Origin of the sequence: Paenibacillus sp. LC231 (assembly GCF_001860525.1) — a bacterium.
GTDB lineage: Bacteria > Bacillota > Bacilli > Paenibacillales > Paenibacillaceae > Paenibacillus_AQ.
The window spans coordinates 16502-41946 of sequence record NZ_JFOM01000053.1 but is presented as its reverse complement, the minus strand read 5'-3'; the positions used below and the strand labels follow the sequence as shown (position 1 = coordinate 41946).

The 25445-nt window shown below is 52.3% G+C and carries 25 protein-coding genes; 20 read left to right on the top strand and 5 right to left on the bottom strand.

Annotated elements, in window-relative coordinates:
- Nucleotides 1–159 precede the first annotated feature (159 nt).
- From AK95_RS27485 to AK95_RS27475, 3 genes are read left to right on the top strand one after another with little or no spacing between them, the layout of a single operon-like run.
- Nucleotides 160–1599 carry an ammonium transporter gene (locus AK95_RS27485; protein WP_071223102.1) on the top strand — a complete coding sequence of 480 codons (1440 nt, stop codon included), beginning with the start codon at nucleotides 160–162 and terminating at the stop codon, nucleotides 1597–1599.
- A 48-nt stretch (nucleotides 1600–1647) separates the two neighbouring features.
- Nucleotides 1648–2727: a DUF294 nucleotidyltransferase-like domain-containing protein gene (locus AK95_RS27480; RefSeq protein WP_071223101.1), complete on the top strand. Its 1080-nt coding sequence runs from the start codon at nucleotides 1648–1650 to the stop codon at nucleotides 2725–2727.
- Nucleotides 2724–3464, top strand: coding sequence for a 3'-5' exonuclease (locus AK95_RS27475; RefSeq protein ID WP_071223100.1), 741 nt, complete (start codon nucleotides 2724–2726; stop codon nucleotides 3462–3464). Before AK95_RS27480 ends, AK95_RS27475 begins: the two co-directional genes overlap by 4 nt.
- A gap of 31 nt (nucleotides 3465–3495) precedes the next feature.
- Here AK95_RS27475 and AK95_RS27470 read toward each other — a convergent pair whose 3' ends face one another.
- Entirely contained in the window at nucleotides 3496–4029 is a 534-nt protein-coding gene (locus AK95_RS27470) for a Mov34/MPN/PAD-1 family protein (protein WP_071223099.1), read from the bottom strand.
- 107 nt (nucleotides 4030–4136) lie between these two features.
- Here AK95_RS27470 and AK95_RS27465 point away from each other — a divergent pair, with 107 nt between their 5' ends.
- Nucleotides 4137–4688, top strand: a complete 552-nt coding sequence (locus tag AK95_RS27465; RefSeq protein WP_071223098.1) for a TlpA family protein disulfide reductase — start codon at nucleotides 4137–4139, stop codon at nucleotides 4686–4688.
- A 92-nt stretch (nucleotides 4689–4780) separates the two neighbouring features.
- Here AK95_RS27465 and cimA read toward each other — a convergent pair whose 3' ends face one another.
- Entirely contained in the window at nucleotides 4781–6397 is a 1617-nt protein-coding gene (cimA, locus tag AK95_RS27460) for a citramalate synthase (protein ID WP_071223097.1), read from the bottom strand.
- A 330-nt stretch (nucleotides 6398–6727) separates the two neighbouring features.
- On the opposite strand from cimA, the gene AK95_RS27455 reads away from it, so the two are divergent.
- From AK95_RS27455 to AK95_RS27445, 3 genes are all read left to right on the top strand, one after another.
- Nucleotides 6728–8059 (top strand): DNA polymerase IV, encoded by a 1332-nt coding sequence (locus AK95_RS27455; protein WP_074961964.1) that lies wholly within the window; start codon nucleotides 6728–6730, stop codon nucleotides 8057–8059.
- Between the two features lie 187 nt (nucleotides 8060–8246).
- Nucleotides 8247–8486 carry a ferredoxin gene (locus AK95_RS27450; protein WP_009594795.1) on the top strand — a complete coding sequence of 80 codons (240 nt, stop codon included), beginning with the start codon at nucleotides 8247–8249 and terminating at the stop codon, nucleotides 8484–8486.
- Between the two features lie 166 nt (nucleotides 8487–8652).
- The gene (locus tag AK95_RS27445; protein ID WP_071223096.1) at nucleotides 8653–10065 is read left to right on the top strand and encodes a L,D-transpeptidase; all 1413 of its coding nucleotides are present in this window, start codon (nucleotides 8653–8655) and stop codon (nucleotides 10063–10065) included.
- On the opposite strand, the gene AK95_RS34640 is transcribed toward AK95_RS27445, so the two are convergent.
- Nucleotides 10062–10199, bottom strand: coding sequence for a hypothetical protein (locus AK95_RS34640; protein WP_015736685.1), 138 nt, complete (start codon nucleotides 10197–10199; stop codon nucleotides 10062–10064). The genes AK95_RS27445 and AK95_RS34640 overlap by 4 nt on opposite strands.
- 196 nt (nucleotides 10200–10395) lie before the next feature.
- Here AK95_RS34640 and AK95_RS27440 point away from each other — a divergent pair, with 196 nt between their 5' ends.
- From AK95_RS27440 to AK95_RS27430, 3 genes are read left to right on the top strand one after another with little or no spacing between them, the layout of a single operon-like run.
- A complete protein-coding gene (locus tag AK95_RS27440; protein WP_201259441.1) occupies nucleotides 10396–11490 on the top strand; it encodes a quinone-dependent dihydroorotate dehydrogenase in 1095 nt (364 codons plus the stop codon).
- A gap of 25 nt (nucleotides 11491–11515) precedes the next feature.
- Nucleotides 11516–12328: a GTP diphosphokinase gene (gene yjbM / locus AK95_RS27435; protein ID WP_071223094.1), complete on the top strand. Its 813-nt coding sequence runs from the start codon at nucleotides 11516–11518 to the stop codon at nucleotides 12326–12328.
- Nucleotides 12318–12761, top strand: a complete 444-nt coding sequence (locus tag AK95_RS27430; RefSeq protein WP_071223093.1) for a DUF309 domain-containing protein — start codon at nucleotides 12318–12320, stop codon at nucleotides 12759–12761. The genes yjbM and AK95_RS27430 overlap by 11 nt, the downstream gene beginning before the upstream one ends.
- Nucleotides 12762–12895: 134 nt before the next feature.
- Here the strand turns inward: AK95_RS27430 and AK95_RS27425 are convergent, their stop codons facing one another.
- On the bottom strand, nucleotides 12896–13351 hold the full coding sequence (locus AK95_RS27425; protein ID WP_071223092.1) for a PCYCGC motif-containing (lipo)protein: 456 nt from the start codon (nucleotides 13349–13351) through the stop codon (nucleotides 12896–12898).
- Nucleotides 13348–13875 carry a thioredoxin family protein gene (locus tag AK95_RS27420; RefSeq protein WP_071223091.1) on the bottom strand — a complete coding sequence of 176 codons (528 nt, stop codon included), beginning with the start codon at nucleotides 13873–13875 and terminating at the stop codon, nucleotides 13348–13350. The genes AK95_RS27425 and AK95_RS27420 overlap by 4 nt, the downstream gene beginning before the upstream one ends.
- Nucleotides 13876–14034: 159 nt before the next feature.
- On the opposite strand from AK95_RS27420, the gene AK95_RS27415 reads away from it, so the two are divergent.
- From AK95_RS27415 to AK95_RS27370, 10 genes are all read left to right on the top strand, one after another.
- Nucleotides 14035–15639, top strand: coding sequence for an RsmB/NOP family class I SAM-dependent RNA methyltransferase (locus AK95_RS27415; protein ID WP_071223090.1), 1605 nt, complete (start codon nucleotides 14035–14037; stop codon nucleotides 15637–15639).
- The gene (locus tag AK95_RS27410) at nucleotides 15636–16388 is read left to right on the top strand and encodes a pseudouridine synthase (RefSeq protein ID WP_071223089.1); all 753 of its coding nucleotides are present in this window, start codon (nucleotides 15636–15638) and stop codon (nucleotides 16386–16388) included. Before AK95_RS27415 ends, AK95_RS27410 begins: the two co-directional genes overlap by 4 nt.
- Before the next feature lie 38 nt (nucleotides 16389–16426).
- Nucleotides 16427–17227 (top strand): Cof-type HAD-IIB family hydrolase, encoded by an 801-nt coding sequence (locus tag AK95_RS27405; RefSeq protein WP_071223088.1) that lies wholly within the window; start codon nucleotides 16427–16429, stop codon nucleotides 17225–17227.
- A gap of 261 nt (nucleotides 17228–17488) precedes the next feature.
- Nucleotides 17489–18703: a helix-turn-helix domain-containing protein gene (locus AK95_RS27400; protein ID WP_071223087.1), complete on the top strand. Its 1215-nt coding sequence runs from the start codon at nucleotides 17489–17491 to the stop codon at nucleotides 18701–18703.
- Between the two features lie 48 nt (nucleotides 18704–18751).
- On the top strand, nucleotides 18752–19822 hold the full coding sequence (locus AK95_RS27395) for an ABC transporter substrate-binding protein (protein ID WP_071223086.1): 1071 nt from the start codon (nucleotides 18752–18754) through the stop codon (nucleotides 19820–19822).
- Nucleotides 19823–19835: 13 nt separating this feature from the next.
- Nucleotides 19836–20711 carry an alpha/beta hydrolase gene (locus AK95_RS27390; RefSeq protein WP_071223085.1) on the top strand — a complete coding sequence of 292 codons (876 nt, stop codon included), beginning with the start codon at nucleotides 19836–19838 and terminating at the stop codon, nucleotides 20709–20711.
- Nucleotides 20692–21477, top strand: a complete 786-nt coding sequence (locus tag AK95_RS27385; RefSeq protein ID WP_071223084.1) for a 2,3-dihydro-2,3-dihydroxybenzoate dehydrogenase — start codon at nucleotides 20692–20694, stop codon at nucleotides 21475–21477. The genes AK95_RS27390 and AK95_RS27385 overlap by 20 nt, the downstream gene beginning before the upstream one ends.
- Nucleotides 21478–21546: 69 nt before the next feature.
- Nucleotides 21547–22791, top strand: a complete 1245-nt coding sequence (gene dhbC, locus AK95_RS27380; RefSeq protein WP_071223083.1) for an isochorismate synthase DhbC — start codon at nucleotides 21547–21549, stop codon at nucleotides 22789–22791.
- 3 nt (nucleotides 22792–22794) lie between these two features.
- The gene (locus AK95_RS27375; protein ID WP_071223082.1) at nucleotides 22795–24447 is read left to right on the top strand and encodes a (2,3-dihydroxybenzoyl)adenylate synthase; all 1653 of its coding nucleotides are present in this window, start codon (nucleotides 22795–22797) and stop codon (nucleotides 24445–24447) included.
- A 20-nt stretch (nucleotides 24448–24467) separates the two neighbouring features.
- The gene (locus AK95_RS27370) at nucleotides 24468–25445 is read left to right on the top strand and encodes an isochorismatase family protein (RefSeq protein WP_071223081.1); all 978 of its coding nucleotides are present in this window, start codon (nucleotides 24468–24470) and stop codon (nucleotides 25443–25445) included.

Genomic DNA, 25445 nt, shown 5'->3' with positions numbered 1-25445 from the left:
GTTTGAGGATTTGCACTGTATGCACTTAATGTTAGATTATATTACACAAACTTCGTTTTTTATGAAAATAACCGTTGCAGATTTTGGTTAACCCCCCTATAATGACAATATGAATTCAAGGTCATGTTATATTAGTTTACATTAAGGGGAGTGTAAAACATGGGAAAAAGATGGCTAGGTTTAATGGCGGGAGTAATCGCATTGCTTGCATTCCCGGCGAGTGCATTCGCCGCTGATGGGGGAGCCACGAACGTTGAATTAACGGCTGGTTTGAACTCCGTGTTCGTATTCTTGGCAGCATTGCTCGTATTCTTCATGCAAGCAGGGTTCGCACTGCTGGAAGCCGGATCTGTCCGTATGAAGAATGCAGGCCACGTTGCAGGCAAAACATTCCTGACCTTCGGCATTTCGATCGTTGCCTTCTGGGCACTAGGGTTTGGCCTGGCATTCGGCAACGGGAACAGTTTTTTCGGATTTGAAGGTTTTTTCTTAAGTGGCGACAATGCGGCTGGCTCTTTTGATTCCTTGTCCGCTTACGATGTGCCGACAACCATTATGTTTCTGTTCCATTTATCCTTTGCGGCCGTATCCTTGGCCATCGCTTGCGGTGGTATGGCAGAAAGGGCAAAGCTCAGCGTTTATATCGTGTTTGGATTGCTGTTCACCATCGTGATTTATCCGATTGTTGCTCATTGGGTATGGGGCGGCGGCTGGCTCGGAGCGCTGGGTATGCAGGACTTTGCCGGATCGACGGTCGTTCACTTGACAGGTGCTACAGCCGCGCTCGTGGCTACCGTTCTTCTGAAGCCACGGCTTGGCAAATATAATAAGGACGGGAAGCCTAACAGCATTCCGGGTCACAACCAGGTATTATCGGTGCTGGGCGTATTCATCATCTGGATCGGTTGGTTCGGATTTAATCCAGGCAGCACCATCTCCGCACTCACGGACGGATTCTTCGGATTTGTGGCTTTAAATACGAATATCGCGGCTGCGGCAGGTGCGCTAGCGGCATTGCTGATCTCTTGGGCGGTTCTTGGCAAAGCAGATATTCCTAGCATGCTGAACGGTATTCTTGCTGCTTTTGTGGCCATCACGGGGGCCTGTGCATTCGTGGAACCTTGGGCGGCTGTTGTTATCGGTGCAGTAGCCGGTACGATTACCTTCTTTACGGCACAGTGGTTTGACCGCAAAGGCATTGATGATCCTGTATATGCATTCTCCGTACATGGTATTGCCGGTATGTGGGGGGCTGTATCCACCGGTTTGTTCGCAGCACCGAGACTGGTTGAAATTACAGGCGTAGGCAAAGAAGGTTTGTTCTACGGCGGGGGCTTCGGTCAGCTTGGCGTTCAGCTATTGGGCCTGATCGGTACGTTTGCATTCGTTCTCGTGATCTCATTCATTATTCTGTACCTCATGAAAATTACGATGGGAATCCGTGTAACGGAGGAAGAAGAATTAGTGGGTCTAGACATGAGCGAACATGGAACTTACGGATATCCGGAGCAAATGAAACTTCTGGCGGAATCGGAAGGGAAATTACCAGAGTTTCGTTCCGGAGGCAAAGGGGTACCTGGAAGCGATACGGCGTTATAAATATAAAACTCTAAATGGTTATTGAGTATGTAATAAGGAGGCCGCGGCATGAAACCTCTGAAATCCGTAAATCTGTTTCCGGTATTCTCGGAAATTCAGACAGCAGCAACAGCCCAGCAATTACGAGATGAACGGATCGTTTGTCAGAAACATCTGATCGAGATGCGTCATGACATGGAGCTGAGAGAGTGGATCGCATCCGTCAATATGATGCACGATCTGATTGGACAGCGTGCCGCGGCAATCTGTGAGCAGGGCATGTGGGAGGCTGGCTTGGGCCGGCCTCCTGCGCGTTATGCGTTTGTTGCTTTTGGCAGCAGCGGAAGGCAGGAAGCTACGCTGTGGAGCGATCAGGACAACGGTTTGATCATTGGCGATGAGCTGGAGGAGGAACAGCTTCCCTTCTTTCGGGAATATGGCCTTCGACTGGCGAACATATTAGAGTATGCAGGCTATCCCAAATGTTCGGGAAAAGTGATGTGTTCCGAACCTTTATGGAGTAAAAAGCTTGGCGATTGGAAAAATCAGATTAGCGAATGGTGTGGAGACCAGCAGTGGGAGCCGATTCGCAATTTTATCATCGCTTCGGATCTCCGTCATATAGCGGGAGATGGCGAGCTAACGGAGGCATGGGCCGACCATTTCCGGAGCTCCGTCGAGTTGAACCCGAACATCGGCAACGCCGTGCTGCGCAACACGGTCAAGCACAAGGCAACGCTGAATGTCATGGGGCGAATTGTAACGGAGCGGTTTGGTGAGCATGCCGGTGAATTTGACGTAAAGTATGGCGTTTATATTCCACTTGTAAACAGTATTCGCACGATGGCGCTCCAAAGAGGCATCATCGAAACCTCGACGCAAAAGCGTATGGAGAAGGTGATGCTGCTTGAGGGCGGCAACTTGCTGCTGGAAAGCGTGCAGCGTGCTTTCTTGACGGCGCTTCGGCTGAGAAATAACACGCCCCATCGGCTGGAGAACGGGCTGATCACGAGCAGCGGGTATATCCCGCAGGAGCAGCTCAAGAACAAAACCATGCAGTACGAGCTTCGCGATACGCTTGGTGTGGTCAGACGGATACACCGGTCATTGCAGCGAGAGCACCGTTTTGCGGAGAGGAGGAACCCATGACTGAACCGGGACAATCGAACGGGGGCTTCTGGAGATCCCTCCGTTCGGGTAACTTTAATTCCGCCATCGCCTCTATGCGCGGGGCGCAGACGGCGCAGCAGCTGGCGTTCATCCGATCCCAGATGAAGGATAACCGGAGGCCGGAGGTTCTGGGTACCCCGCTGGACGAGCTGGAGGTTGTTGTATTTGATCTGGAGTCGACGGGGTTCAATCACCAGCACGGTGATGAAATTTTGTCATTCGGTGCAATCAAGGTCATCGGCGAGCAAGTGATCGAGAACGAAACCTTTCATATGATTGTTAACAGCGGTGCTCCTGTTCCCCCATTCATTGCTGAGCTGACAGGAATTACGCAGCATATGGTTGATGCAGCCCCGCCCTTAATGGAGGGGCTGCATGATTTTATGGCTTTTATAGGAGGCAGGGTGCTTGTTGCCCATGCCGCTGCGCATGACCGTGGATTCCTGAACGCAGCCTTGTGGAAGACGTCAAAGGTTCGATTAACCCATCGGCTCCTTGATACGATGATGCTCGCACAGAGATTATATCCTGAGCAGAAGGACTACAGTCTGGATGAGCTGCTGCGGAGCAGCGGCATTCCCGTGGAGGGCCGGCATCATGCTCTGTCCGACGCGCGAATGACTGCCCGGCTGTGGACGAATTATATGAAAGAAATTCAGGCGCGCGGCCATGCAACCACGCTTGGAGATTTGTATGTCTATCTAAGCGAGGCGTAACCGCGAATAAGATGGTTGCCGCGATAGCTTATTATGCTATTATGATCTTGCAAGGAATCGGGGCGAGGGAATAGAATTCCGATCCCGGTCGCACCCAGGAATGTGTTGGCAGATTGCTGAATAACTCTGAGGTCTCTTGTCCTCGAATAATTTTGTAAGTATGAAGCTGTAATGGTTTTGAATCGGGAGCGTTTGGAGCTGCAGGAGATCCGATGGCATACACCTGGAGCAATCCGCCGAAGGCTTGAAGCTGTAGCAGATCCTCGCCGGACGGCTCAGGGAATGTATCCGGGTGACTGTGAAACAATCCGACAATTCTTTTTTCAGTTAACACCAAGCTGGTCCATTGAACAGGGTCCAGATGAAAAGAATGCAGCGGGAACTCCGCTGTATTTTTTATGGGAATAAATTGCGTAACGGTTACCGATCGCCTTGCTGCGCTGGAGTGCCCGATAAGGACACCACAAGCTTCCTGTGGCAGACAATCATACGTATAGTCCGATATATGCTGTTGTACGGCCGCGTGCAGCAGAAGCTGCTCCAGGGCCATGTCAGACGGGTTCATCTTTTTCCCTCCCGGGCTATATTTTAGAGTGGATCACGTGTTTGAAAGATCAGGGTTTCAGGGTACAATAGGGACTATAACTAAGTTTAGCAAAGGAACCTATACCTATGAAACGAAACATCATCATCCTCGTTCTGCTGGTTGTAGCGGCAGGCGCTGTAATCTATAACCAAGCCGGCGAGAATATCCAGGCTGTCTTTACGCAGGAGAAGCCGCTCCCGACGGAGACAGGCGCCAAAGCCGGATTGCTTGCCCCAACCTTCACCTTGAAGGGGATGGACGACAAGACTTATGCCGGAGGCGGAGCGCGCGATAAAGCGATGGTTGTCAATTTTTGGGCATCCTGGTGTGAGCCGTGCAAGCAAGAAGCCCCGGAGCTCGATAAGCTGGCGGAGGAATATGCAGATGAGCTGGAAATCTACGGCGTGAACGTGTCCAAATATGACAATGAGAAGAAAGCTCGTCAATTCGTTAAGGATTTTGAACTCCGGTATCCAATCCTTCTCGATCCGAAAGGAGAAGTGTTCGAGGAGCTGTATAAAGGTCAGGTCTTCCCGACAAATGTGCTGATTGATCGAAACGGCGTGATTCAGGAAATCATTCTTGGCGCTCCGGATCCCAAGGATCTCCGCAAAAAGGTAGCTAAGTTGTTGAATTAATTGTGAAGCGAAGAGCGGCTGAAATACCAAAAAAAGCGCGGCCTCCATGTGCATACATGGCGGATACGCGCTTTTTATATAGGACGGCAGCCTTAGTGATTAACCAACCCTTGCCTTGCCGCAGACTCATGCACCTGCTCCGGTGAGATTTGACCGAGCAGCGCATAACGCATACTGTCGACCAGCGCTTCCCAGCTCGCCTCAATGACGTTGCTGGAGACCCCGACGGTGTTCCAGGAGTTCTCGAAGTTCTTGGACTCGATGAGCACCCGTACTTTGGCTGCCGTCGCATCCTTGTCATCCAGCACCCGTACCTTATAGTCAGCAAGATGCATTTCCTTGAGTGTCGGGAAGTATTGGACCAGCGCTTTACGGAGCGCGTTGTCAAGCGCATTGACCGGGCCGTTGCCTTCCGCTGCAGTGTAGATGCTCTCACCGGCAACGTTGACTTTGACAAAGGCTTCGGAAACAACCGGCTGGCCGGCTGATTTCTCTACGAGCATTTTGAAGGATTCGAAAGTAAACAGTTCCTTAAACTCTCCGTTCGCTTCTCGAAGCAGCAGCTCCAGGGAAGCGTCCGCCCCCTCGAATTGATACCCTTCATGCTCAAGATCCTTGATCTTTCCGATAATATGCTTGGATTGTTCACTAGCCGGATCAAAGTTAAGACCCATGTCTTGCGCCTTCGATACGATGTTGCTCTGTCCTGCAAGCTCGGATACCAGCACGCGCTGCTTGTTTCCGACTTTCTCCGGTTCGATATGCTCGTACGTTCTGGAATCGCGCAGGATCGCCGAAACATGGATGCCTCCCTTGTGGGCAAAGGCAGCGTTACCGACATACGGCTGGTTGACCGGCATATTGACGTTGGCGATTTCACTGATATACCGTGCGGTATTCGTCAGCGTGCGGAGATTATCGTCTCCGATGCACTCGTATCCCAGCTTCAGCTGCAGATTCGGGATGATGGAGCACAGGTTGGCATTCCCGCAGCGTTCCCCGTAACCGTTCATCGTTCCTTGCACATGCTGGACACCAGCCTGTACGGCACTTAGCGTGTTGGCAACGGCAAGTTCGCAATCGTTATGGGTGTGAATGCCGAGCGGAGCGCCTGGTAGTGGACCCGCTAAGGATGCCACGATGCTCGAGATCTCGTGCGGAAGACTGCCGCCGTTCGTATCGCACATGACAAGCCAATCAGCACCTGCCTCCCGAGCCTTGGACAATACGGCAACTGCGTATTCGGGATTGTTCTTATATCCGTCAAAAAAGTGCTCGGCATCAAAAATCACTTCGAGGCCCTTTTGCTTCAGGAAGGCGATGGAATCATAGATCATGGCCAGATTCTCTTCCAGTGTCGTCTGAAGCGCGGTATGGACGTGGAAATCCCATGACTTCCCGACCAAAGTGGCCGCAGAAACGCCGGATTCCAGAATTCGAAGCAGATTGGCATCCTGATCGGCGATGGAACCTTTGCGGCGAGTACTGCCAAAAGCGGTTACTTTTGAGGTTAAGCCGAGATCCTGGACTCTTTTGAAAAATTCGATGTCCTTGCTGTTGCTTCCCGGGATACCGCCTTCAATATAATGAACACCAAGAGCATCGAGTTTCTTGGCGATTTTGACCTTGTCGTCCGCCGACAAGCTGATTCCTTCGCCTTGGGTTCCGTCGCGAAGTGTCGTATCAAAGATGGAAATGGACTTAGACATGATGTCCTCCTTTGGGTGTCCGGGATTGGACCGCATTGTTTATAATTTTGTATTATAACATTTCTTTGCGGGAAAGTAACAGAGTAAAAAACAAACTTTACCCCGCGGGGCTTATTCTTGACCCGTGTTAAGGGGAGCGGTATGCTGGAGGCGTTAGGCTGGCAGGTTATGCGTCCATGATCCTGCATAACAAGACGTTAGGGGCACACGAGGCTCTAAACAAGTTATAATGGAACACATAGAAAATGAAAGAATCATTAACCCAAACTGCCGAAGAGACCCGGGGCATTATATTAGGAAGAACCGTATCATAGAAAGAAGGAATTCTGCGTGGGACATATCGACAATTATTATCCGGCCAGCGGCCGCGTTATACTACATGTGGATATGAATGCTTTTTACTGTTCGGTACACGAAGCGGAGGAGCCGGAGCTTTACCGGGGGAAGCCCACAGCTGTCGCAGGCAGCATCGAGCTGCGGAAAGGCGTCATTGTTACTTGCTCCTATGCGGCACGATCCCTCGGGATACGCACAGGAATGAACGTGAGACAGGCGCTGCGGATTTACCCGGACCTGATGATCATCCAGCCGGATTTTCATCTGTACCGCAAGTATTCCAATGCATTTATGAATATAGCTTATGCTTATACGCCGCTGCTGGAAGCGACTTCGATTGACGAATGTTACCTGGACATCACGGGATCGAAGCAGTTCGGCACCCCCTTGGATATCGCCCGCGAAATTCAGGCGCGTATTCGCGAGGAGCTGTCGCTGCCTTGCTCCGTCGGCATTGCTCCCAATAAGTTGCTGGCCAAGATGGCATCTGACATGAAGAAGCCCAACGGGCTGTCCGTGCTGCGGATACGGGATGTCCCGCAGGTGCTCTGGAACAGACCTTGTGCAGAGCTGTTCGGCATCGGGAGCAAGACAGCCGATAAGCTGCGCAAGCTGAATATCCAGACGATCGGACAGCTGGCCGCCGCCGATGAAGGCCTGCTGACCTCGACTTTTGGCGTGATGGGGTCATGGATGAAACGGGCAGCCAGCGGCATCGACCATGCACCTGTCGTTGCAGAGCGGGAACAGAGCAAATCGATCGGACACACGACCACGCTTCCGCAGGATGTTACATCGGCGGAGGAGGCGAGAAGGGTGCTGCTGAATTTGAGCGATCAGGTAGCGCGCCGGCTCCGCAGAAAGGGTCTAATGACCGGCGGCATACAGATCACGCTGCGTACACCGGATATGAAGACCATCACCAGGTCGAAGCATCTTGCCATTCCGACGGAAAATACCGAGGATATTTACCGGGAAGCGTGCGAGCTGTATCACCGGCACTGGAAACAGGACAAGCCGCTCCGTCTGCTTGGCGTTACGCTCCAGCAGCTTGCCCCTAAGGAGGAGTCCGCCATTCAGCTGGATTTGTTCGATTACGAGAAACAGCCGAAGAAAGAATCGCTGACCCGGGTCATGGACGAGCTGCGCAATAAATTTGGGGAAAGTGCGGTGCTGACCGCCGGCATGCTGGGTGATGATCCGTCGTCTTTAATCCGTAATCATAAGCGGAGAGGAACATCTTTACAGATGGATTTTGTAAGGGATCTCGGGAACGATAATAAAAATGCCGATCAGCCGATCTCGCAGGATCCGGACCGGGATTAATCGTTTTAATTGCTGGTTGAAGATACTCCATATCCTTTGAGCACACCTGAATTTTGTCGGAAAATATGAGGAAATTTATTTGTATTCCTAAAAAAATTGTATTAATATATGTAGATGGTGGCGGGAGACCGTCAGCTTATACTATGTTTATAGAGATGTTTATAGATATACAGGAGGAAGAGAGACTATGGCGAAGTTTACTTGGGTAGATAAAGATACCTGCATCGCTTGCGGAGCATGCGGAGCAACGGCACCCGACATTTATGATTACGACGACGAAGGCCTGGCAGAAGTCATTTTTGACGGAGACAACAACCGCGGGGTAACCGAAATTCCGGAAGATATGCATGACGATATGCTGGATGCCTGCGACGGCTGTCCGACAGATTCAATTCGGATTGCAGACGAGCCGTTTAACGCAGAATAACCATTACCGCTCGAGCCCTGATATTCCATCTTGAACTTATACCGACGCCCTCTGCCCGACAAAGGCAGGGGGCGTTTTTTCGTATCCACGATTCATACATAATTGGAGCGTATATTCCGATATACAGGATAATAGAGGTAAAAATGTCATAAAAGGAGGCTCCCGAATGAACAATTCGCTGTACCTCAAAAGGTATGTGGAGACGCATCCTGATAATAAAATGGCCTGGTATCTGCTCGGCAAGGAATATGAGCAGGCTGGCGAACAGGGCAAGGCAAATTACTGCTATAACAAGGCGGAGGGGGTCTATGAAGCCTTCGAGCTTAGCCAGGTTCCGTCCGATATATGGAAAAATTACGAACAGCGCTTATTGGAGATGGAGAAGGACAAGGACCGCAGGCGAAAAAGAACCCGGCGTTTGCTTGCTGCGCTGGTGTTGTTACTGCTCGTATTTCTTCCTCCGGCCCAGGCGCCGGGCTCCGTTCCCGGGGATTATGCATCCGATGGGTTCCCGTCGAATGAACCGGTATCCGCCTCGGTCGCTAACAACGAGAAGCGGGATTCGCGTAAAGAACCGCTGTACATCGCTGTTGCTTCCGGCAAGGGGAAGGATTCCGCCGGCGCACTGTCCTCATTGCTCCGGCATCCTCAGGAATTGCCGAATTGGTCGGTTGCACTGGGGATGAAGCCTTCAGGCAAGTGGCAGTTATGGAGCAAGGACATGGAGCGTTTATACGGATTGCATCGGGATGCAAAGGGCGCCATTGCGATCCAGCCATATGAAGGAGCGGTATTGGAGTGTGAATGCGAGCCAGCGGATAGTTCGCAGCTTAAGCGAAGCGCGGGGCAATGGGCGGATCTGCAAGTCGAAACGGCCGTGCTGCAGGAAGCGGCCAACCAGTATAAGGCTCGGCATGGACGCCTGCCTGAAAGCCTGAATGAATTGACGCAGCCGTATCCGAACAATTGGCTGTCCGGCCGATCGAAAGCGATGGAGGAGATGTTCGGAGCTTTAATGAAGCATATGTCCCATAGAGCAGGCGGCCATGAGGACCAGCCGGGGCAGCAGCCGCCTTGGAACGATTCGAAAGAGACGGGATACTGGGGGACATCGCCGAACGGGGATCCTTTTTTTGAGCAGCCGCTTCAGGTCATCATCGACCGGAAACATCATCGGCTTGCCGTTGTCAGCGGGACCGTCATGCTGCGCAACTATGCGGTCGGGCTCGGGGGAGCGAAAACACCGCTGGGTGATTTTCGTATCAATGACAAGGTTGTGAATCCGAACGGGACCACGAAGGGCCCCTATGGAACGCGGGGAATGCAGCTGTCCGATACGTTGTATGCCATACACGGTACGCTAGACGTGGACAGTATTGAAGCGAATGAATCCGAGGGCTGTATCCGTATGCTTAAGGAGGATGTCGAGGAGCTGTTTGATCTGGTTCCGATGGGAACCGTTGTGAAAATTCGGGAAGGGGTTCTGCCCGAGGGCCTGTGGACGCCGAAAGATCGTTTCAAGCTCAAGCTTGCCCAGGGGCAGACCAACCCGGGCAAGGTGTATCACTGGCTGGATTAAGGCTGGGCGATCACTATCAGAACAATAATCAGGATAATAAGAAGAGCGATGCCGGAGCTGATCCATAGTATGGCCTTCTTGTTGACCTCTTCTTTTTTCTGCTGCAAGGTCGGAGGTTTACGTTTGGCTGACATGTGCTTCCCCTCTTTCTCTCATGATCGTGAAAATGATTTGTACAATCTTCCTTTATTGTAAGGCGTTTGTCCCGAAATTGCCATATCGCTTTCTCGCCGGGATGATCGCCCGGTTTATGCTGAAGAACTTTCTTTTTGAGGCAGAAACGGATAAACTGAAGGATAGAGAAATAACTGGATGAGAGGAAGAGTGGATGTGCTGTACCGCAACATAGGCAAACCTATATTTTTCAAACTCGATCCCGAGAAAGCTCACCACCTTGTGGTTGGCGGCCTTGGACGTGCCTCCGGCGTGGTTGGCGCAGACGCTGTCATGCGAGGGATGTACGGTGTTAGCGAAACACCGGATTTGGCAGTAGACCTGTTCGGGCTTCATTTCCCGACACCGGTCGGACTTGCCGCCGGATTGGATAAAAACGCTCAGGCCGTCAAAGGATTCTCCTCCATCGGCTTCGGATTTATGGAAGTAGGCACGGTGACCCCGAAGGGGCAACCGGGTAATGAACAGCCGCGATTGTTCCGGCTTCCTCCTGACGAGGCACTCATCAATCGGATGGGCTTCAACAACGAAGGGGCCGAGGCAATGGCAAAAAGGCTGTCCGCACTCAAGGAACGCCGCATCCCGGTTGCCGTCAACATCGGGAAGAACAAGGCGACTCCGAACGAGAAAGCCAACGGTGATTACGAAGCTTGCATTCAAGCTTTATTTCCGTATGGCGACTTTTTTGTTGTCAATATCAGCTCCCCGAACACGCCGGACTTGCGCAGCCTTCAGCATGGGAGCGAATTGTCGTCCCTGCTGGAAGCCGTGAAGAACGAAATGTCCCGCCAAGCCAAAATTCATGGAGGCGAGAAGGCCGTTCTGGTGAAGATTGCGCCGGATGTGAGCGATGAAGAACTGGAATTCATGGTGGATACGATCAGCGCAAGCGGCGTTTCCGGCATTATCGCCACGAATACGACGCTTTCGCGGGATGGATTGACGCACAGCAACGCCAAAGAAACCGGCGGCCTAAGCGGTAAACCGCTGCGTAACCGTTCGACGGAGATTGTATCCCGGATATACAAGCAGACCGGCGGTGCCCTTCCGATTATCGGGTCTGGCGGGATTTTCACGGCAAGTGATGCTTATGACAAAATACGCGCAGGCGCAAGCCTGGTGGAAATTTATACAGCACTTATCTATGAAGGGCCTGAGGTGAACCGCAAGCTTCATTCCGGTCTCCGGGAGCTGCTTGCACGGGATGGCTTCAGCCATATTTCCGAAGCCGTCGGCGCTAATCATCGGTAAAGGGGTAAAGACAGGAGGCAAGGCGATGGACGTTAGAGACTGGGGAACATTTTTGCTTCCGTATGAGCAGACCGTTGAGGAATTGAAGGTTAAATTCAAGACGATGCGTTCCGAACTGAAAAAAAGAGAGGAATACGCACCGATCGAATTCGTAACGGGTCGCGTCAAACGGATCTCGAGCATACTGGACAAGGCGAAACGCCTCGATGTGCCGATGGACGAGTTGGAAACCGGGATTGAGGATATCGCAGGCATTCGGATTATGTGTCAGTTCGTGGAGGATATCCGGCGGGTAGCCGAATACATCCGGGCACGGAAAGACCTGACCGTATTATATGAGAAAGATTACATTACCAATTTCAAAGAGAGCGGCTATCGGAGCTTTCATATGATTATCGAGTATCCGGTGCAAACGGCTCTTGGGCAAAAGAAAGTGCTTGCCGAAATTCAGATCCGCACGCTGGCCATGAATTTCTGGGCTACGATTGAGCATTCGCTTAGCTACAAGTACCGGGAAAGTCTGCCGGATGACATCCGGGCGCGGCTGAAGAAAGCCGGAGAAGCGGCAAATACGCTGGATACGGAAATGTCGAGCATCCGGGAGGATATATTGGAGGCGCAGCGGCAGTTCGAGGATGATTCCAATATTACGACGCAGGTGCTAAACGCGATTCACAAGCTGTATTTCTTTCATCTGGTCAATGAGGCGATTGCTTTTCAGAGCCGGTTTAACGCGCTATTTCAGGATCATGACATGGATGCGATGAAGGTGCTTCTGGACGAGGTGAAGGAGATGCTGGCCGAAGCCAAGAAGAAAGTAAACGAGCATGAGTTATGAACCGCTGTATGTCGCTTACCTCGTTTACTTCAACCGGGATCAAGACTACTTCGAATGCCATGAGGTGCTGGAGGAACTGTGGCTTGCGCGGGATCGCGATCCAAGGTATAAGGGGCTTCTGCAAGTAGCCGTCGGGCTTTTCCATTTCCGGAACAATAACGTTAGAGGAGCATATAAAATGTTCATAAGCGCTGTATCGCGCCTCGAGTGTTATCCTGGCGATGAACTGGGAATTTCGATGGGGAAGCTGGTGAGCGAAGTTCGGGAATACGCCGAGCAGTTATCTTCGTATGACGTTCGTCCGTTTCCCTATAGGGATTTGACGATCGAAATTGGGGATACTGAGCTTAAGCAGGCAGTTCAGTTGGCATCGGAGCGCATCCAGCCGAACATTCCGCAGCGGCGAAAGCCGGAGCGGGCACTTTCCAAGTAATTGTGGGAACAAGTGAAAAAAGAGCTGCCTGTCTGTAGAGTAATCTACTTTTGGGCCGCTCTTTTTTTACAAGATTATAGAATGAATAAGCTTTCAGCGAAGCGTAAGTAATTCTGCATTCGCATATTTCAGGATCAGGATTCGGTACCTTTATATTTGTTATCGATGAACTCCTTGATTTCCTCGACGGATTTTCCTTCGTCATGAAGCCGTTTGGCATCCTGCAGCTCGGTCAGGCAGATTCCGCACTGGGCGCCATGGTCCGTCCATTTGACTTCGCCGTCCTTATTCTCGGCGATGAAGCAGCGATGGAGGGAATCATGATAGCCGGTCTCCTCGTCCATGCAGCCGCAATAACATTTGATTTCCTTGATAATGTCCTCAAGTTCGCCGACCGTAGCATAAGTTGCTTGCGTATTGTCGGTATAATTGGACAGAAACTCCGGCATCACCGTCAGGCTGGCCGTTGTCTCGTATCGTTCGGAATCGGCGCCGTGCTGATGCCCGGCAGCGGATTCTTTACCGCCGCATGCGGTCAGCAGCATGCCCGAAATGACAAAGGTAAAGAGGATGGCGCGAGTGCGGTTCATTTCGTCACGCTCCCCTTGTATTTATCCAGGAATTGCTTGAAGTCATCGATGGAGTAGCCTTCACTGGAACCTTCCGGTTTCAATCCGCCGACCATGCGTTCTTTCTCTGCGCCGTTCTCGAAGTAGACCAGCGTCGGGGTGAACTCAATGTTGTATTCTCTCCAGCCTTCCTGGTATTCGCGAAGGTTGTACTGGTGCATCGTAATGCCGGCATCATCCGCCAAAGGCATCAGTTCCGGGGTCGTCGCACGGCAGTGCGGACAGTCGGATGCAAAGAAGTACACAAAGAAATTCTCTTTGTTGTCGACCTTGCTCTTCAGCTGATCCGGCAAAATGATTTGCTGGTAGTTCGGATCATTAAGGAGCTCCTGCGTAGCCGGGTTCAGGCTGGAGACCTTCTTTCCGCCGTACAATTCGCTTGCTTCTCCTTGACCGTTCAAGAAAACGAGCGCAGCAATCAATAAGACGAAGACTCCGCCGAAGGCGTATAATGCGGTGTATTTATTCTTTTTTTTGCGGTTCATGGATCCACCCCCTAATGATTAATAATAAATAAGGACTTGTCCTTTTTAATGTAGTTTATTATACAATATTAAAAGTCGGAGCGGAACATGCGAATGTCTGCTTCAGCACAGTGAAAATATACTTCAAACGATACGATACAGAACAGGTAGGTACCTTGTATGGCATTACGACTGCCCTCGCCGTTTCTGGCGAAGATGAAATCGCTGCTTGGCGAAAACTATGACAATTTTATGAAGTCTTACGAACTAGCTCCGAATGCCGGCATTCGGGTGAATACGCTGAAGATCAGCAGAGAGGAATTCATGAAGTTGTCCCCCTTTGAACTTGCGCCCATCCCCTGGTGCTCCACCGGTTACTATACTCAGGCCGGGGAGCGTCCGGGACGGCATCCTTACTATCATGCGGGGTTATATTACATCCAGGAGCCTAGCGCGATGGCTCCGGTCGAACTGCTTGGCGTAACGCCGGGGGATTTGGTGCTGGACCTGTGCGCGGCTCCCGGCGGCAAATCTACGCAGATTGCGGCCAAGCTGAATGGGCAGGGGGTGCTTGTCAGCAATGATCTGCATCCGGATCGCACCAAAGCACTCGCCAAGAATCTGGAGATGTACGGCGTTCGGAATGCGGTGGTGCTGAATGAGGACCCGGATCGGATTGCCAGGGCTTTTCCCGAATTTTTCACGAAAATATTGATTGATGCTCCCTGTTCCGGCGAAGGGATGTTTCGCAAAGACGAGTCCATGCTGAAGTACTGGGACGAATCCTCTCCGCTCAAGTTTGCGGATATGCAGCGGGACATCCTGAAATCGGCGGCAGCCATGCTCCGGTCGGGAGGCCGGCTGGTGTATTCCACCTGTACCTTCTCGCCGGAGGAGAATGAAGGGATGATTGCCGAGTTTCTGAGCGAACATCCGGATTTTCGCGTGGTCCCGGTGGAGCATTCGGAAATCTTTTCCCCGGGAGAAACGGATTGGATGGCGGGTCAAGGGAATGTGAAGGAGGATGTGCTTAAGCAGCTTGCCGGTACTGCTCGATTATGGCCGCATAAGGTCAGAGGCGAAGGGCATTTCATGGCCGTGCTTCAGCGGGACGGCGAGCTGGATAAACGTGAAGTTGAACGGGAACAAGCGCCATTATTCAATTCGGGCACCTTGGCCAATGAATCGCTTGCTATATCCTCCCGAGCGGAGCATCCCCGTGAGCGTAAAGGAAAAGCGGCTTTCAAGGAGGAGCGCCCGGGTAAACCGGGGAAATACGGTAAAGGTGCAGGGCGCCAACAGGCATCCCGCCGGAGCGTAACAGATTCTGAATCGGGTTCGGTTTCGATCAATCGGTTCCAAGCCTTTATCCGCGAGCAGCTGGATTTGAAGCTGACCGGATATCCTGTAACCTACGGGAACCATGTGTATGTATCACCCCTGCCGGAAGAGCGTCTGAAGCAGCTCAAAGTGATTCGACCCGGGTGGTACATGGGACAGTTGAAGAATGAACGGTTTGTACCTGGACATCCCTTGGCTACAGCGCTGCAAGCGGATGAGGCTGTTCGATATGTCAGCCTGTCCTCCGAGGACGGAGAAGCGGTCCGGTATTTGAAAGGGGAAACCTTGTCGATTCCGGAAGAGCGCGTGATTCGTCGATCGGGTGCTGAAGCGAAGGGTTATGTGTTAGTGTGTATAGACGGATATTCTGCCGGTTGGGCCAAATGGCAAACAGGAATATTGAAGAATGAGTATCCGGCAGGGTGGAGGTGGACATCGATATGAATGCTAAAGGCAGAACAACGCTAAGATTGGATAAGGTGCTATCCAATCTTGGATTCGGCTCACGGGCCGAATTGAAGAAAAAGGCCAAACAAGGGAGCATAGTGGTCAACGGAACGGTGATGAAGGACCCCGGTAAACATGTTGATCCTTATACGGATATCATCGAGTTTGAGGGGGAGACCGTGCAATACCGGGAATTCATATATCTCATGCTGCACAAACCGCCGGGCGTCATTTCGGCGACAGAGGATCTACGTGACCGAACGGTGCTGGATCTCCTGGATGAGGAATATCTGATCTTCGAGCCGTTTCCGGTCGGCCGATTGGATAAGGATACGGAGGGATTGCTGCTGCTTACGAATGACGGTAAATTGGCCCACGAGCTGCTGTCGCCGCGGAAGCATATCCCGAAAACCTATGAAGCGATGGTAGCGGGCAGGGTGGACGATGAGGACGTGCGATTGTTTGCTGCGGGAGTTACCTTAGATGACGGGTACGTGACCTTACCCGGAGAGCTGATGATTCATTCCCATGAGGAACGAGGCGACGGAGTCCAGTTGTCCCGCATCTCGCTGACGATCCATGAAGGGAAATTTCATCAGGTCAAGCGGATGTTTGAGGCGGTTGGCAAAAAAGTCGTTTATCTCAAAAGAGTCAGCATGGGCGAACTCCGTTTGGATGAAAATCTCGAGATCGGAGCGTACCGGGAGCTGACCGAGCATGAACTGTCTTTGATCGGAAGGGCATGATTACGATAGAGAAATAGAGACTAAAGGATGGATGGAGAATGGCATATAAATTGGTAGCACTTGATGTGGATGGAACGCTGCTGAATGATGATCATGAAATCACGGAGAAAACGAGGAACACCGTGATGGAAGCAGCAAAACAAGGCGTGGAAATTGTACTGTGCACAGGCAGAGGACCGCTGAATTCGATTCCTTTTATGAAAAGCATGGGTTTAGGCGGTTATGTCATCAGTCATAATGGTGCGGCAACGGTAGAAGTGGAGACCCATAACATCGTGCATCAGTTCGGCATGGACCCGCTCCAGCTTGAGCCTTTCATGAAATACTGTCGTGAGCACGGGGTGCATTTTGATGTGAACACCGCCTTTGAGATGTATGTGGACCAGGTGGAGGAGCTTGCCGGTCCGGTTCGTTCGATGTACGAGAACTATTTGATGCTGCCAAGCAACCTGCCGTCATGGGAGGAGCTGTCAGACCCGGTCGTCAAATTTACGGTCTTCGGCGAATCCGCCGATATCGACCGTGTCTATGCGGATTGGAGTCAGTGGACTCTTCCCTTCAACATGCTGCGAAGCGGAGAATACTTCATCGATCTCATGCATAGCCAAGCATCCAAGGGGAGTGCGCTTCAGCAACTGGCTGCAAGAAGAGGTTATGAGCCGGACGAGGTGCTTGCCATCGGCAATTATTTCAACGATATTACGATGCTGACCTACGCCGGAATGGGGATTGCGATGGATAACTCTCCGGTCGAGGTCAAGGCTGCAGCCAATGCGGTGACAACCTCGAATAACGAGGACGGCGTACACGAGGCATTGGTGAAATACTGCTTGTCATAAATCGATTTTTTATACATGAGAACCCGCCACAGGACACTTGGCAAAAGTGCCTGATGACGGGTTTTTTGCGTGGATTGAAGCTTGTTAACAGATTTCGCGCAGAGCATGGGGGTAAGCATTTCCTTCCAAATTTGGATTGACACGATGGAAATGGCATGCTATTTTTATCAATGAAAATGATAATCATTATCAATTAATTAAGGCTGATCAACATGCCTGCATAGCCTGCAACTCGTTTTATCGTAAAAAAGGAGGCAATTCATGAGTGTGGAAGAAGAGCTGAAAATAGATAGCCTATCGGATTCGGATCGTAACGGGAGAACCAGCCTGGTTGAGATTAAGGAGTATATAGATTGCCATTATAAAGAGACGATAACCATTGGCCAATTAGCCAGAATGGCTAATATTTGTCCCAAGTATTTTGTGGATTTATTTAAAAAGACTTTCGGCCAATCCACAATCGATTACCTGACCCATGTGCGTATGAATCATGCCAAGCGTTATTTGGCCGAATCCGACGAACGGCTTCGTGACATCGCACAGCGAGTCGGTTACAAAGATGAGTTCTATTTCAGCCGTATTTTTAAAAAGAAGGTGGGCATGTCGCCGTCCGAATATGCCCGAAATTCAAGGCAGCTAATTGCGGCCTGTTCCTCCTCTATTATCGGGCAGTTGGCAGCACTGAATGTTATTCCTGCGGCTGCGCCTCTTGATGCGAAGTGGACCCCGTATTATTACAATGCGTATCATTCGGAGATCAAGTCCCGCTTGAAGCTGACGTCTCCTTATCCGGACAGCCGCTTCGAGGAGAATATCGAGCAGTTGTTCCGTGCAAAGCCTGACGTTATTATTGGCATGGACCATCTCGATCCGGAGGAAATCACCAAGCTGGAGCATATTGCCCCTACCTTGATTGTTCCATCTCAGGCAGGGTGGAGAAAGCAGCTGGAGCGTATTGCAACGTTTCTGAATAAAGAAGAACAGGCACAATCCTGGATAGAACAGCATGAACGAAGGGTGCAGTTCGCACGCTCCCGAATGCGGCAAGTCGTGGGAAGCGAGCGTGTCGTAGCGCTGCGAATATATGGACAAAGCTTGTATGCATATGGTAACCGGGGACTCGAGGAGGTGCTGTATCAGGATCTGCAGCTCAAGGAAGCCGGCGGTCTGGATACCACGCGTAATCAACAGATTACGCTGGAAGATGTGCAACAGCTCAATCCGGACCGCATCCTGATCGCGGTATGCCCTGAAGCCACATCACGCCGCTATTGGCTTGCACTTCAGCATTCTGCGAAATGGCAGACACTCCGAGCTGTTACTCGAGGCAGCGTCTACATGATCTCGTCCGATCCGTGGTTCGAATATTCCGCGCTTGCCGTGATGAGAATGCTGGATGAGGCATTGCTGTTGTTTACAGGAGATAGTCCAAACGGAGTTCTGGATAAAAGCCATGGTGAATCGTTTGCCACGTAATATATACTCGACTTAATTGAGAATCATTATCACAGGAGGAGATACATTGTGGCAGAACGTTTTAATAGGGGAAAAAGAAGTTGGAAGATCAAAATATCAGCAATTGCGTGCTGTGCCATCGTCATAGGCTTGTTGTCAGGCTGTGGAGAGAAGGTGGATTCCGAAGCGGCGGGCGGCGATCAGCCGGCAGCGAAGACCGCGGCGGTGGAGACGTCCGGTAAGGCAGGGAGCAGTCAAGCGTCGACGGAGGAACCAGGGACGAACCAGGAGGAAACGCCCGCGGAGAAGGAGCGAACGGTAACGGATGAGCTTGGGCATGAAGTGAAGATACCGGCAGACGTGAAAAACGTGTTCGCACCGAACATGGAGGATTCTTTACTGAAGCTCGGCGTGAAGCCTGTTGCACAATGGGCGAACGGCAAGATGGGACACACCTATTTGCAGCAGGAGCTGGACGGCGTCCCCCTGATTGATTTTTCAGGAGGCTTACCTTCACCGGAAGCTCTGATGTTCTACGAGCCGGATCTTATCGTGCTCCATACCGAAACCTATGCCGCGGACGATACATATGAGAAATACGCCAAAATCGCGCCAACGTACGTGTTCAAAAATGCATCCGGGAATGTCGAGAAGTCGCTGACCACCTTGGGGGATCTGCTTGGGAAAGCGCCCGAGGCGGAGACCGCCCTAAAGGATTACCAGCAAAAAGCAAGTGAAGCGAAGGCTAAGCTGAGTTCCGTGGTGGGGGACAAGAACGTTGCCATCATTCGTTTTGCACCTAGAGGCGTCAGTTTGATGGGCGGAAATTATCTCTGCGGCTTTGTGATCCATCAGGACCTGGGACTGGGCAAATCCAAGCTGGTCGAGAACGAGAATGCAGCTAACATCTCGTTGGAGATACTTCCGCAGCTGGATGCAGACTATATTTTTGTCATTAACGCCTATGATCAGGGAACGGAGCGTTTAAAGGAAATGACAGAAAGCCCGATTTGGAAGGGTGTGCAGGCCGTCAAGAACGGGCAGGTCTATGAAGCGAATAACGAATACTGGCTGGGAAGCGGCCTGATCGCCTACGAGAAAATCGTGGATGATGTCGTTCGCTCCATTACGGGTCTATAGCGGGAGGCACGACATGAGCAATCATACGCCTTCCGTTGATATGATGCGCCGCAGCGTAGAGCTGCCCCATGCGGAGCATTGGGTGATGCGCTCGAGGGCAGGGAAGCGCCGCTATCGAATCATTGCCGCACAGCCGATGGGGCAGGCTCCGCCGTCAGGTTATCCGGTCATCTATCTGTTAGACGGCAACAGCGTATTTCACACGATGGTCGAAACGCTGCGCCTGCAGTGCCACAGACCGGACAAAACAGGGATACTGCCGGCGGTCGTAGTCGGTATCGGTTACGAGACGGAGGGGCAGTATGCTCCGGACCGGTTCTATGATTACACGCCCTACCCCAACACGAACTTCAAGAACAAGTTGGATAGCGCTTCTGTTCCGGAACAGGGCGGAGCGGCTGAATTCCTGCAATTCATTGAGGAGGAACTGAAACCGCAGATCGAGAGCGAATTTAACATCGACCGCCGTCGTCAGACGATATTCGGCCATTCCCTTGGCGGGCTGTTCACGCTCTATGCCATGTTCAGCAAACCGCAGGCATTCTCGTGTTATATCGCGGGCAGCCCTTCTATTCACTGGAATCAGGAATATTTACATGAGCTGGAGCAGCGCTTTGTCAAACGCGTCAAGGAAGAACCTTGCCCTGTTCGACTGCTGCTTGGCGCAGGAGAGCACGAGAGGTCCCATGTCACCGGCAATTGCATCAGCGCATCCGAGCTCGCCCAGCGTCTGGCTGCTGTGTCTGCGTATGGCATCCGAGCCGAATTCAAACAGTTTGAGGATGAGGGACATCTTTCCGTGCTGCCTGTCCTCATTAGCCGAGGGTTACGGTATGCACTTTTTCCTCAAGATGATGGAGGTGATCGCCTTGGAGATTACAGGTATTAGCGGGAAAGTAGCCCTCGTGACCGGTGCCGCCCAAGGGATAGGCGAAGCGGTGGCACGAGCCCTCGCCCGGCAAGGAGCTGTCGTTGCGGCATGCGATCAGAAGGAAGCCGAGTTGATCCGCCTTGCGGCCGATCTATGCAGCTCAGGTTTACAGGCTGCTGCTTACAGGGCGAATGTCAGCTGCAGTGCCGAGGTTGAAGAGATGATCGAGCGGATTGAGGAGGAACTCGGTCCGATCGAGATTCTCGTTAACGTTGCCGGAGTGCTGCGAATCGGTGGAGTTGAGTCGCTTCGCGACGAGGATTGGCAGGAGCATTTCAACGTCAACACCAACGGCGTATTCTATACGTCACGCTCCGTCGTAAGGCGGATGGCGAGCCGTAATTCCGGAGCTATCGTGACCGTGAGCTCGAATGCCTCCCAAGTTCCGCGGGCCCGGATGTCGGCTTATGCGGCCTCCAAGGCAGCGTCTACGATGTTCACGAAGTGTTTGGGGCTGGAATATGCCCGTCATCACATCCGCTGCAATGTGGTTTCCCCGGGTTCTACGGACACCGGGATGCAGCGCTTGCTATGGAAGGATGATCAGGGCGCAGAGCCCATCATCGCAGGGTCGCTGGATGATTACCGTGTCGGCATACCGCTGGGTCGAATCGCGCTTCCTTCCGATATTGCGGATGCCGTCGTATTTCTCGTATCCGATCGGGCCCGGCACATGACCATGCAGGATGTATGCGTGGATGGCGGTGCGACGTTGGGCTGCTGAGGATCCGCTCGTTTTATTCTTTTTACTATTTCGATAAATGGTAGGCTCATAAGCAGAGAGGAGACTGAAATGTTGCACTATGAAACTCCAACCGCAGCCGAGGCTGCGCAACTTATGGAACAATACCGGGTCGGTTCGTCCTTCTTCTTCTCATCCCCGCGCAAGACGTTGTTAACGCATGGAGAGTATTCGAGACTTTCGGCTTCTTCAGGGAACAACCATAGATCATTGTCGGAACGCGTTACGGAACTGCTGGATCGCGCCAAGCAATCGGGTCGGCCGAACGCGGTTGTTGTAGGCGCCATCCCTTTTGACATATTGAAACCGGCGAGCCTGTTTATTCCGCTTTCGGTTCAGTGGCATGATTCCCTTCTATTCTCTACAGGACAAGCCCCGGAACGGCCTCGAATTTCCAGCTATCACGTACTGTCCGTTCCCGAACCGGAGGCGTTCCAGGAAGGCGTGAACCGGCTGCTGGAGCTCATTTCTCAAAAGAAACTCCATAAAGCGGTGCTTTCCCGAACACTGGATATCACGCTTCCTCATGCATTATCCATTCCTCATATATTGAATCACTTAGCTTACCATCACTCCCATGGATATACATTTGCCGTTCCATTGGCACCTGAATTGTCCCACACTTCAAGTCCGGATGCCGTTGCATCCACAAGGACGCTGTTTGGCGCAAGCCCCGAGCTGCTGATTACGAAGAAGGGGCTGCGCATTAAAGGAAATCCGTTGGCAGGCTCTGCGGGGCGAAGCGCCGATCCCGTTGAAGATCAGCGGCGGGCGGCAGCGCTGCTGTCATCCGCCAAGGACCGATATGAGCATGCCATCGTGATTGATGCCGTGGCGTCGGCTTTGCAGCCTTATTGCAGCAAGCTGGAGGTTCCTGCGGAACCTTCCCTCATCCACACGAATGCCATGTGGCATTTGTCTACCGAAATCAACGGCATCCTGAAGGATGATTCGGTAACGTCGTTGGATCTTGCCCTGGCGATGCACCCGACACCGGCGATCTGCGGCACGCCGACCGATGCGGCCAGGGATGCCATACAAGCGATCGAGCCGTTCGATCGCAGCTTCTATTCGGGGGCCGTCGGTTGGTCGGATGCTAACGGAGACGGCGAGTGGGCCGTAACGATTCGCTGCGCGGAAACAGAAGGAACCTTATTGCGGGTGTTTGCGGGAGCCGGAATCGTGTCAGGCTCCATTGCGGAAGCCGAACTTGCCGAGACGTCGGCCAAATTCCGTACGATTCTGGCAGCCATGGGCTTGAACGAACAACAGACATCGATTTTAAGGGAGGAATAAGGAATGTTGGCAGGTTGTAAGGCTTGGCCGGAGGAGTTTGCAACCCGTTATCGGGAGGAAGGATGCTGGCAGGGCGAAACGTTTGGAGCGCTCCTGCGGAAGCGTGCGGCGGAACATGGGGATCGGATTGCGATCGTGAGCGGCAATCAGCATACAAGCTATGCCGAGCTGGACAACCGGGTGGACCGCTTGGCAGCGGGATTTCTTAAGCTTGGAATCAAGGCGCGGGAACGGGTTATCGTTCAGCTTCCGAATATCGCGCCATTTTTCGATACGATATTTGCGCTGTTTCGCATCGGGGCCATTCCCGTCTTCGCCCTGCCTGTTCACCGCCGGAGCGAAATCGTATATCTATGCGGCTTCAGCGAAGCGGCCGCTTATATTATTCCGGATCAGGATTCGGGATATGATTATCGGAACTTAGCAGCTCAAGTCCAGGCATCGGTTCCTTCGCTGCGCCATGTCATCGTTGCGGGCGGCCCGGCCTCGGGGGCATTTCTGTCCCTGGATGACCTGTATCTCGATGATGCGGAAAGTCCTTCTCGCCGTTTAGACGAGGAAGGCCCCGATCCCGGCGAGGTCGCGTTCCTGCAGCTGTCCGGCGGGACGACCGGACTGCCGAAGCTCATTCCGCGCACGCATGACGACTATATTTACAGCTTGCGTTTGAGCGCCGAAATCTGCTCGCTGGATAAGGATAGCGTTTATTTGGCGGTACTGCCCGCTGCCCATAACTTTCCGCTTAGCTCGCCGGGCGTGCTGGGGACGCTGTATGCGGGAGGGAAAGTCGTCCTTGCCCGGTCCGCGAGTCCGGAGGTGGCGTTCCCGCTGATCGCCTCCGAGGGCGTAACCATGACGGCGGTCGTTCCGCCCCTGGCCTTAATCTGGCTTGAGGCTGCACAGTCCCGTTCGGATGACCTGTCAAATCTGCAGGTGCTGCAAGTAGGCGGGGCCAAATTCAGCGCAGAGGCAGCCAAGCGGGTAAAAACGGTGCTGGGATGTACGCTGCAGCAAGTATACGGGATGGCGGAAGGCTTGGTGAATTATACCCGGCTGGATGATCCGGAGGATATAACGGTGCATACGCAAGGGCGTCCGATGTCTCCGTATGACGAAGTGCGGCTGGTCGATGAGGATGACGTGGAGGTGGCTCCCGGTGAAGTCGGTGAATTGCTGACGCGGGGACCCTATACGATTCGCGGCTACTATAAAGCGGACAAGCATAACGAAAAAGCTTTTACCACTGACGGTTTCTATCGAACGGGGGATCTGGCGAGCATGACGCCTTCAGGATATCTGGTGATCGAAGGCCGTTCGAAGGATCAGATAAACCGCGGGGGCGACAAGATTGCGGCCGAGGAGGTCGAGAATCATCTGCTTGCCCATCCGAGCGTGCACGACGCAGCTGTAGTCGCCATGCCGGACGAGTATCTGGGCGAGCGGACCTGTGCCTTCGTTATTGTCCATGATGCTGCGGTTAGCGGCAATGAGCTGAAGGCTTTTCTCAGAAATAGAGGGCTCGCTGCGTACAAAATCCCGGATCGGGTGGAGTTTATGGATTCCTTCCCGCACACGGGTGTCGGTAAGGTAAGCAAAAAGAGTCTGCGTGAACTAGCGTTACAGAATCATGACGTTCGGGTGAATATGCCCAATTAACCTAGAAATGAGGAGATATGATGACACTTCCAAAAATTTTACCTTATCCCATGCCAGGGGAGGCGGATCTGCCCAAGAATAAGGTGGCATGGACGGCAGATCCGAACCGGGCCGTGCTGCTCATCCACGATATGCAGCAATATTTCATCGATGCGTTCACTCCGGATCAATCGCCGGTCGTGGAGCTGATCACCCATATTCAGAAGCTTCGGTCCTGTTGCGCCGAGCTTGGCATTCCCGTTATCTATTCGGCACAGCCTGGCGGACAAGCACCGGAGCAGCGCGGTCTGCTGCAGGATTTCTGGGGATCCGGCATCAATGACGGTCCTTATCAGAAAAGGTTCGTGGATGCGGTGGCGCCGGACGAACGGGATCTGCTGTTAACCAAATGGAGATACAGCGCCTTCCAGAAAACCAATTTGCATGAGATGATGCGCGAGTTAGGCCGCGACCAATTGATGATCTGCGGGATATACGCCCATATTGGCTGTTTGCTGACCGCAACCGAAGCTTTTATGAAAGACATTCAGCCATTCTTCATTGCAGATGCCCTTGCCGATTTCTCGGAAGAGAAGCATCGCCTGGCACTGACTTATGCTGCCGAACGCTGCGCTGTTACGCTGACCACGGAACGTTTGGTTGCTTCGTTAACTCAAGAGCAGCGTTCTGTCTCGGAGCATTCTAAAGCTCAGGGCGGAGAGGGGAATACGGGGAGTTCTGCGAAGGTCCAACCGCTGCTGACGCTGCAAACGCTGCGAGAGAACGTAGCGGATTTGCTGCAGGAGCAGCCGTCAAATATTGGTGAAGATGACCATCTGATTGAGTACTGGGGGCTGGATTCCATTCGGATCATGAGTTTGGCCGATCGTTTACGGCGCGAAGGCATCGACATCACCTTTGTGGAAATGGCAGAGCTGCCTACATTGGCGGGCTGGTGGGGATTGCTGTCAAATAGGCTAAGCTTGTCGCGGCCTAATTATGATTATTATACGGTGTAA

Coding starts and splice junctions, on each gene's coding strand:
- AK95_RS27390 (WP_071223085.1), top strand. CDS start 19,836: ATGAGCAATCATACGCCTTCCGTTGATATGATGCGCCGCAGCGTAGAG.
- AK95_RS27465 (WP_071223098.1), top strand. CDS start 4,137: ATGAAACGAAACATCATCATCCTCGTTCTGCTGGTTGTAGCGGCAGGC.
- AK95_RS27430 (WP_071223093.1), top strand. CDS start 12,318: ATGAGTTATGAACCGCTGTATGTCGCTTACCTCGTTTACTTCAACCGG.
- AK95_RS27470 (WP_071223099.1), bottom strand. CDS start 4,029: ATGAACCCGTCTGACATGGCCCTGGAGCAGCTTCTGCTGCACGCGGCC.
- AK95_RS27410 (WP_071223089.1), top strand. CDS start 15,636: ATGAATGCTAAAGGCAGAACAACGCTAAGATTGGATAAGGTGCTATCC.
- AK95_RS27485 (WP_071223102.1), top strand. CDS start 160: ATGGGAAAAAGATGGCTAGGTTTAATGGCGGGAGTAATCGCATTGCTT.
- AK95_RS34640 (WP_015736685.1), bottom strand. CDS start 10,199: ATGTCAGCCAAACGTAAACCTCCGACCTTGCAGCAGAAAAAAGAAGAG.
- AK95_RS27420 (WP_071223091.1), bottom strand. CDS start 13,875: ATGAACCGCAAAAAAAAGAATAAATACACCGCATTATACGCCTTCGGC.
- AK95_RS27445 (WP_071223096.1), top strand. CDS start 8,653: ATGAACAATTCGCTGTACCTCAAAAGGTATGTGGAGACGCATCCTGAT.
- cimA (WP_071223097.1), bottom strand. CDS start 6,397: ATGTCTAAGTCCATTTCCATCTTTGATACGACACTTCGCGACGGAACC.
- AK95_RS27415 (WP_071223090.1), top strand. CDS start 14,035: ATGGCATTACGACTGCCCTCGCCGTTTCTGGCGAAGATGAAATCGCTG.
- AK95_RS27450 (WP_009594795.1), top strand. CDS start 8,247: ATGGCGAAGTTTACTTGGGTAGATAAAGATACCTGCATCGCTTGCGGA.
- AK95_RS27375 (WP_071223082.1), top strand. CDS start 22,795: ATGTTGGCAGGTTGTAAGGCTTGGCCGGAGGAGTTTGCAACCCGTTAT.
- AK95_RS27370 (WP_071223081.1), top strand. CDS start 24,468: ATGACACTTCCAAAAATTTTACCTTATCCCATGCCAGGGGAGGCGGAT.
- AK95_RS27405 (WP_071223088.1), top strand. CDS start 16,427: ATGGCATATAAATTGGTAGCACTTGATGTGGATGGAACGCTGCTGAAT.
- AK95_RS27480 (WP_071223101.1), top strand. CDS start 1,648: ATGAAACCTCTGAAATCCGTAAATCTGTTTCCGGTATTCTCGGAAATT.
- dhbC (WP_071223083.1), top strand. CDS start 21,547: ATGTTGCACTATGAAACTCCAACCGCAGCCGAGGCTGCGCAACTTATG.
- AK95_RS27400 (WP_071223087.1), top strand. CDS start 17,489: ATGAGTGTGGAAGAAGAGCTGAAAATAGATAGCCTATCGGATTCGGAT.
- yjbM (WP_071223094.1), top strand. CDS start 11,516: ATGGACGTTAGAGACTGGGGAACATTTTTGCTTCCGTATGAGCAGACC.
- AK95_RS27475 (WP_071223100.1), top strand. CDS start 2,724: ATGACTGAACCGGGACAATCGAACGGGGGCTTCTGGAGATCCCTCCGT.
- AK95_RS27425 (WP_071223092.1), bottom strand. CDS start 13,351: ATGAACCGCACTCGCGCCATCCTCTTTACCTTTGTCATTTCGGGCATG.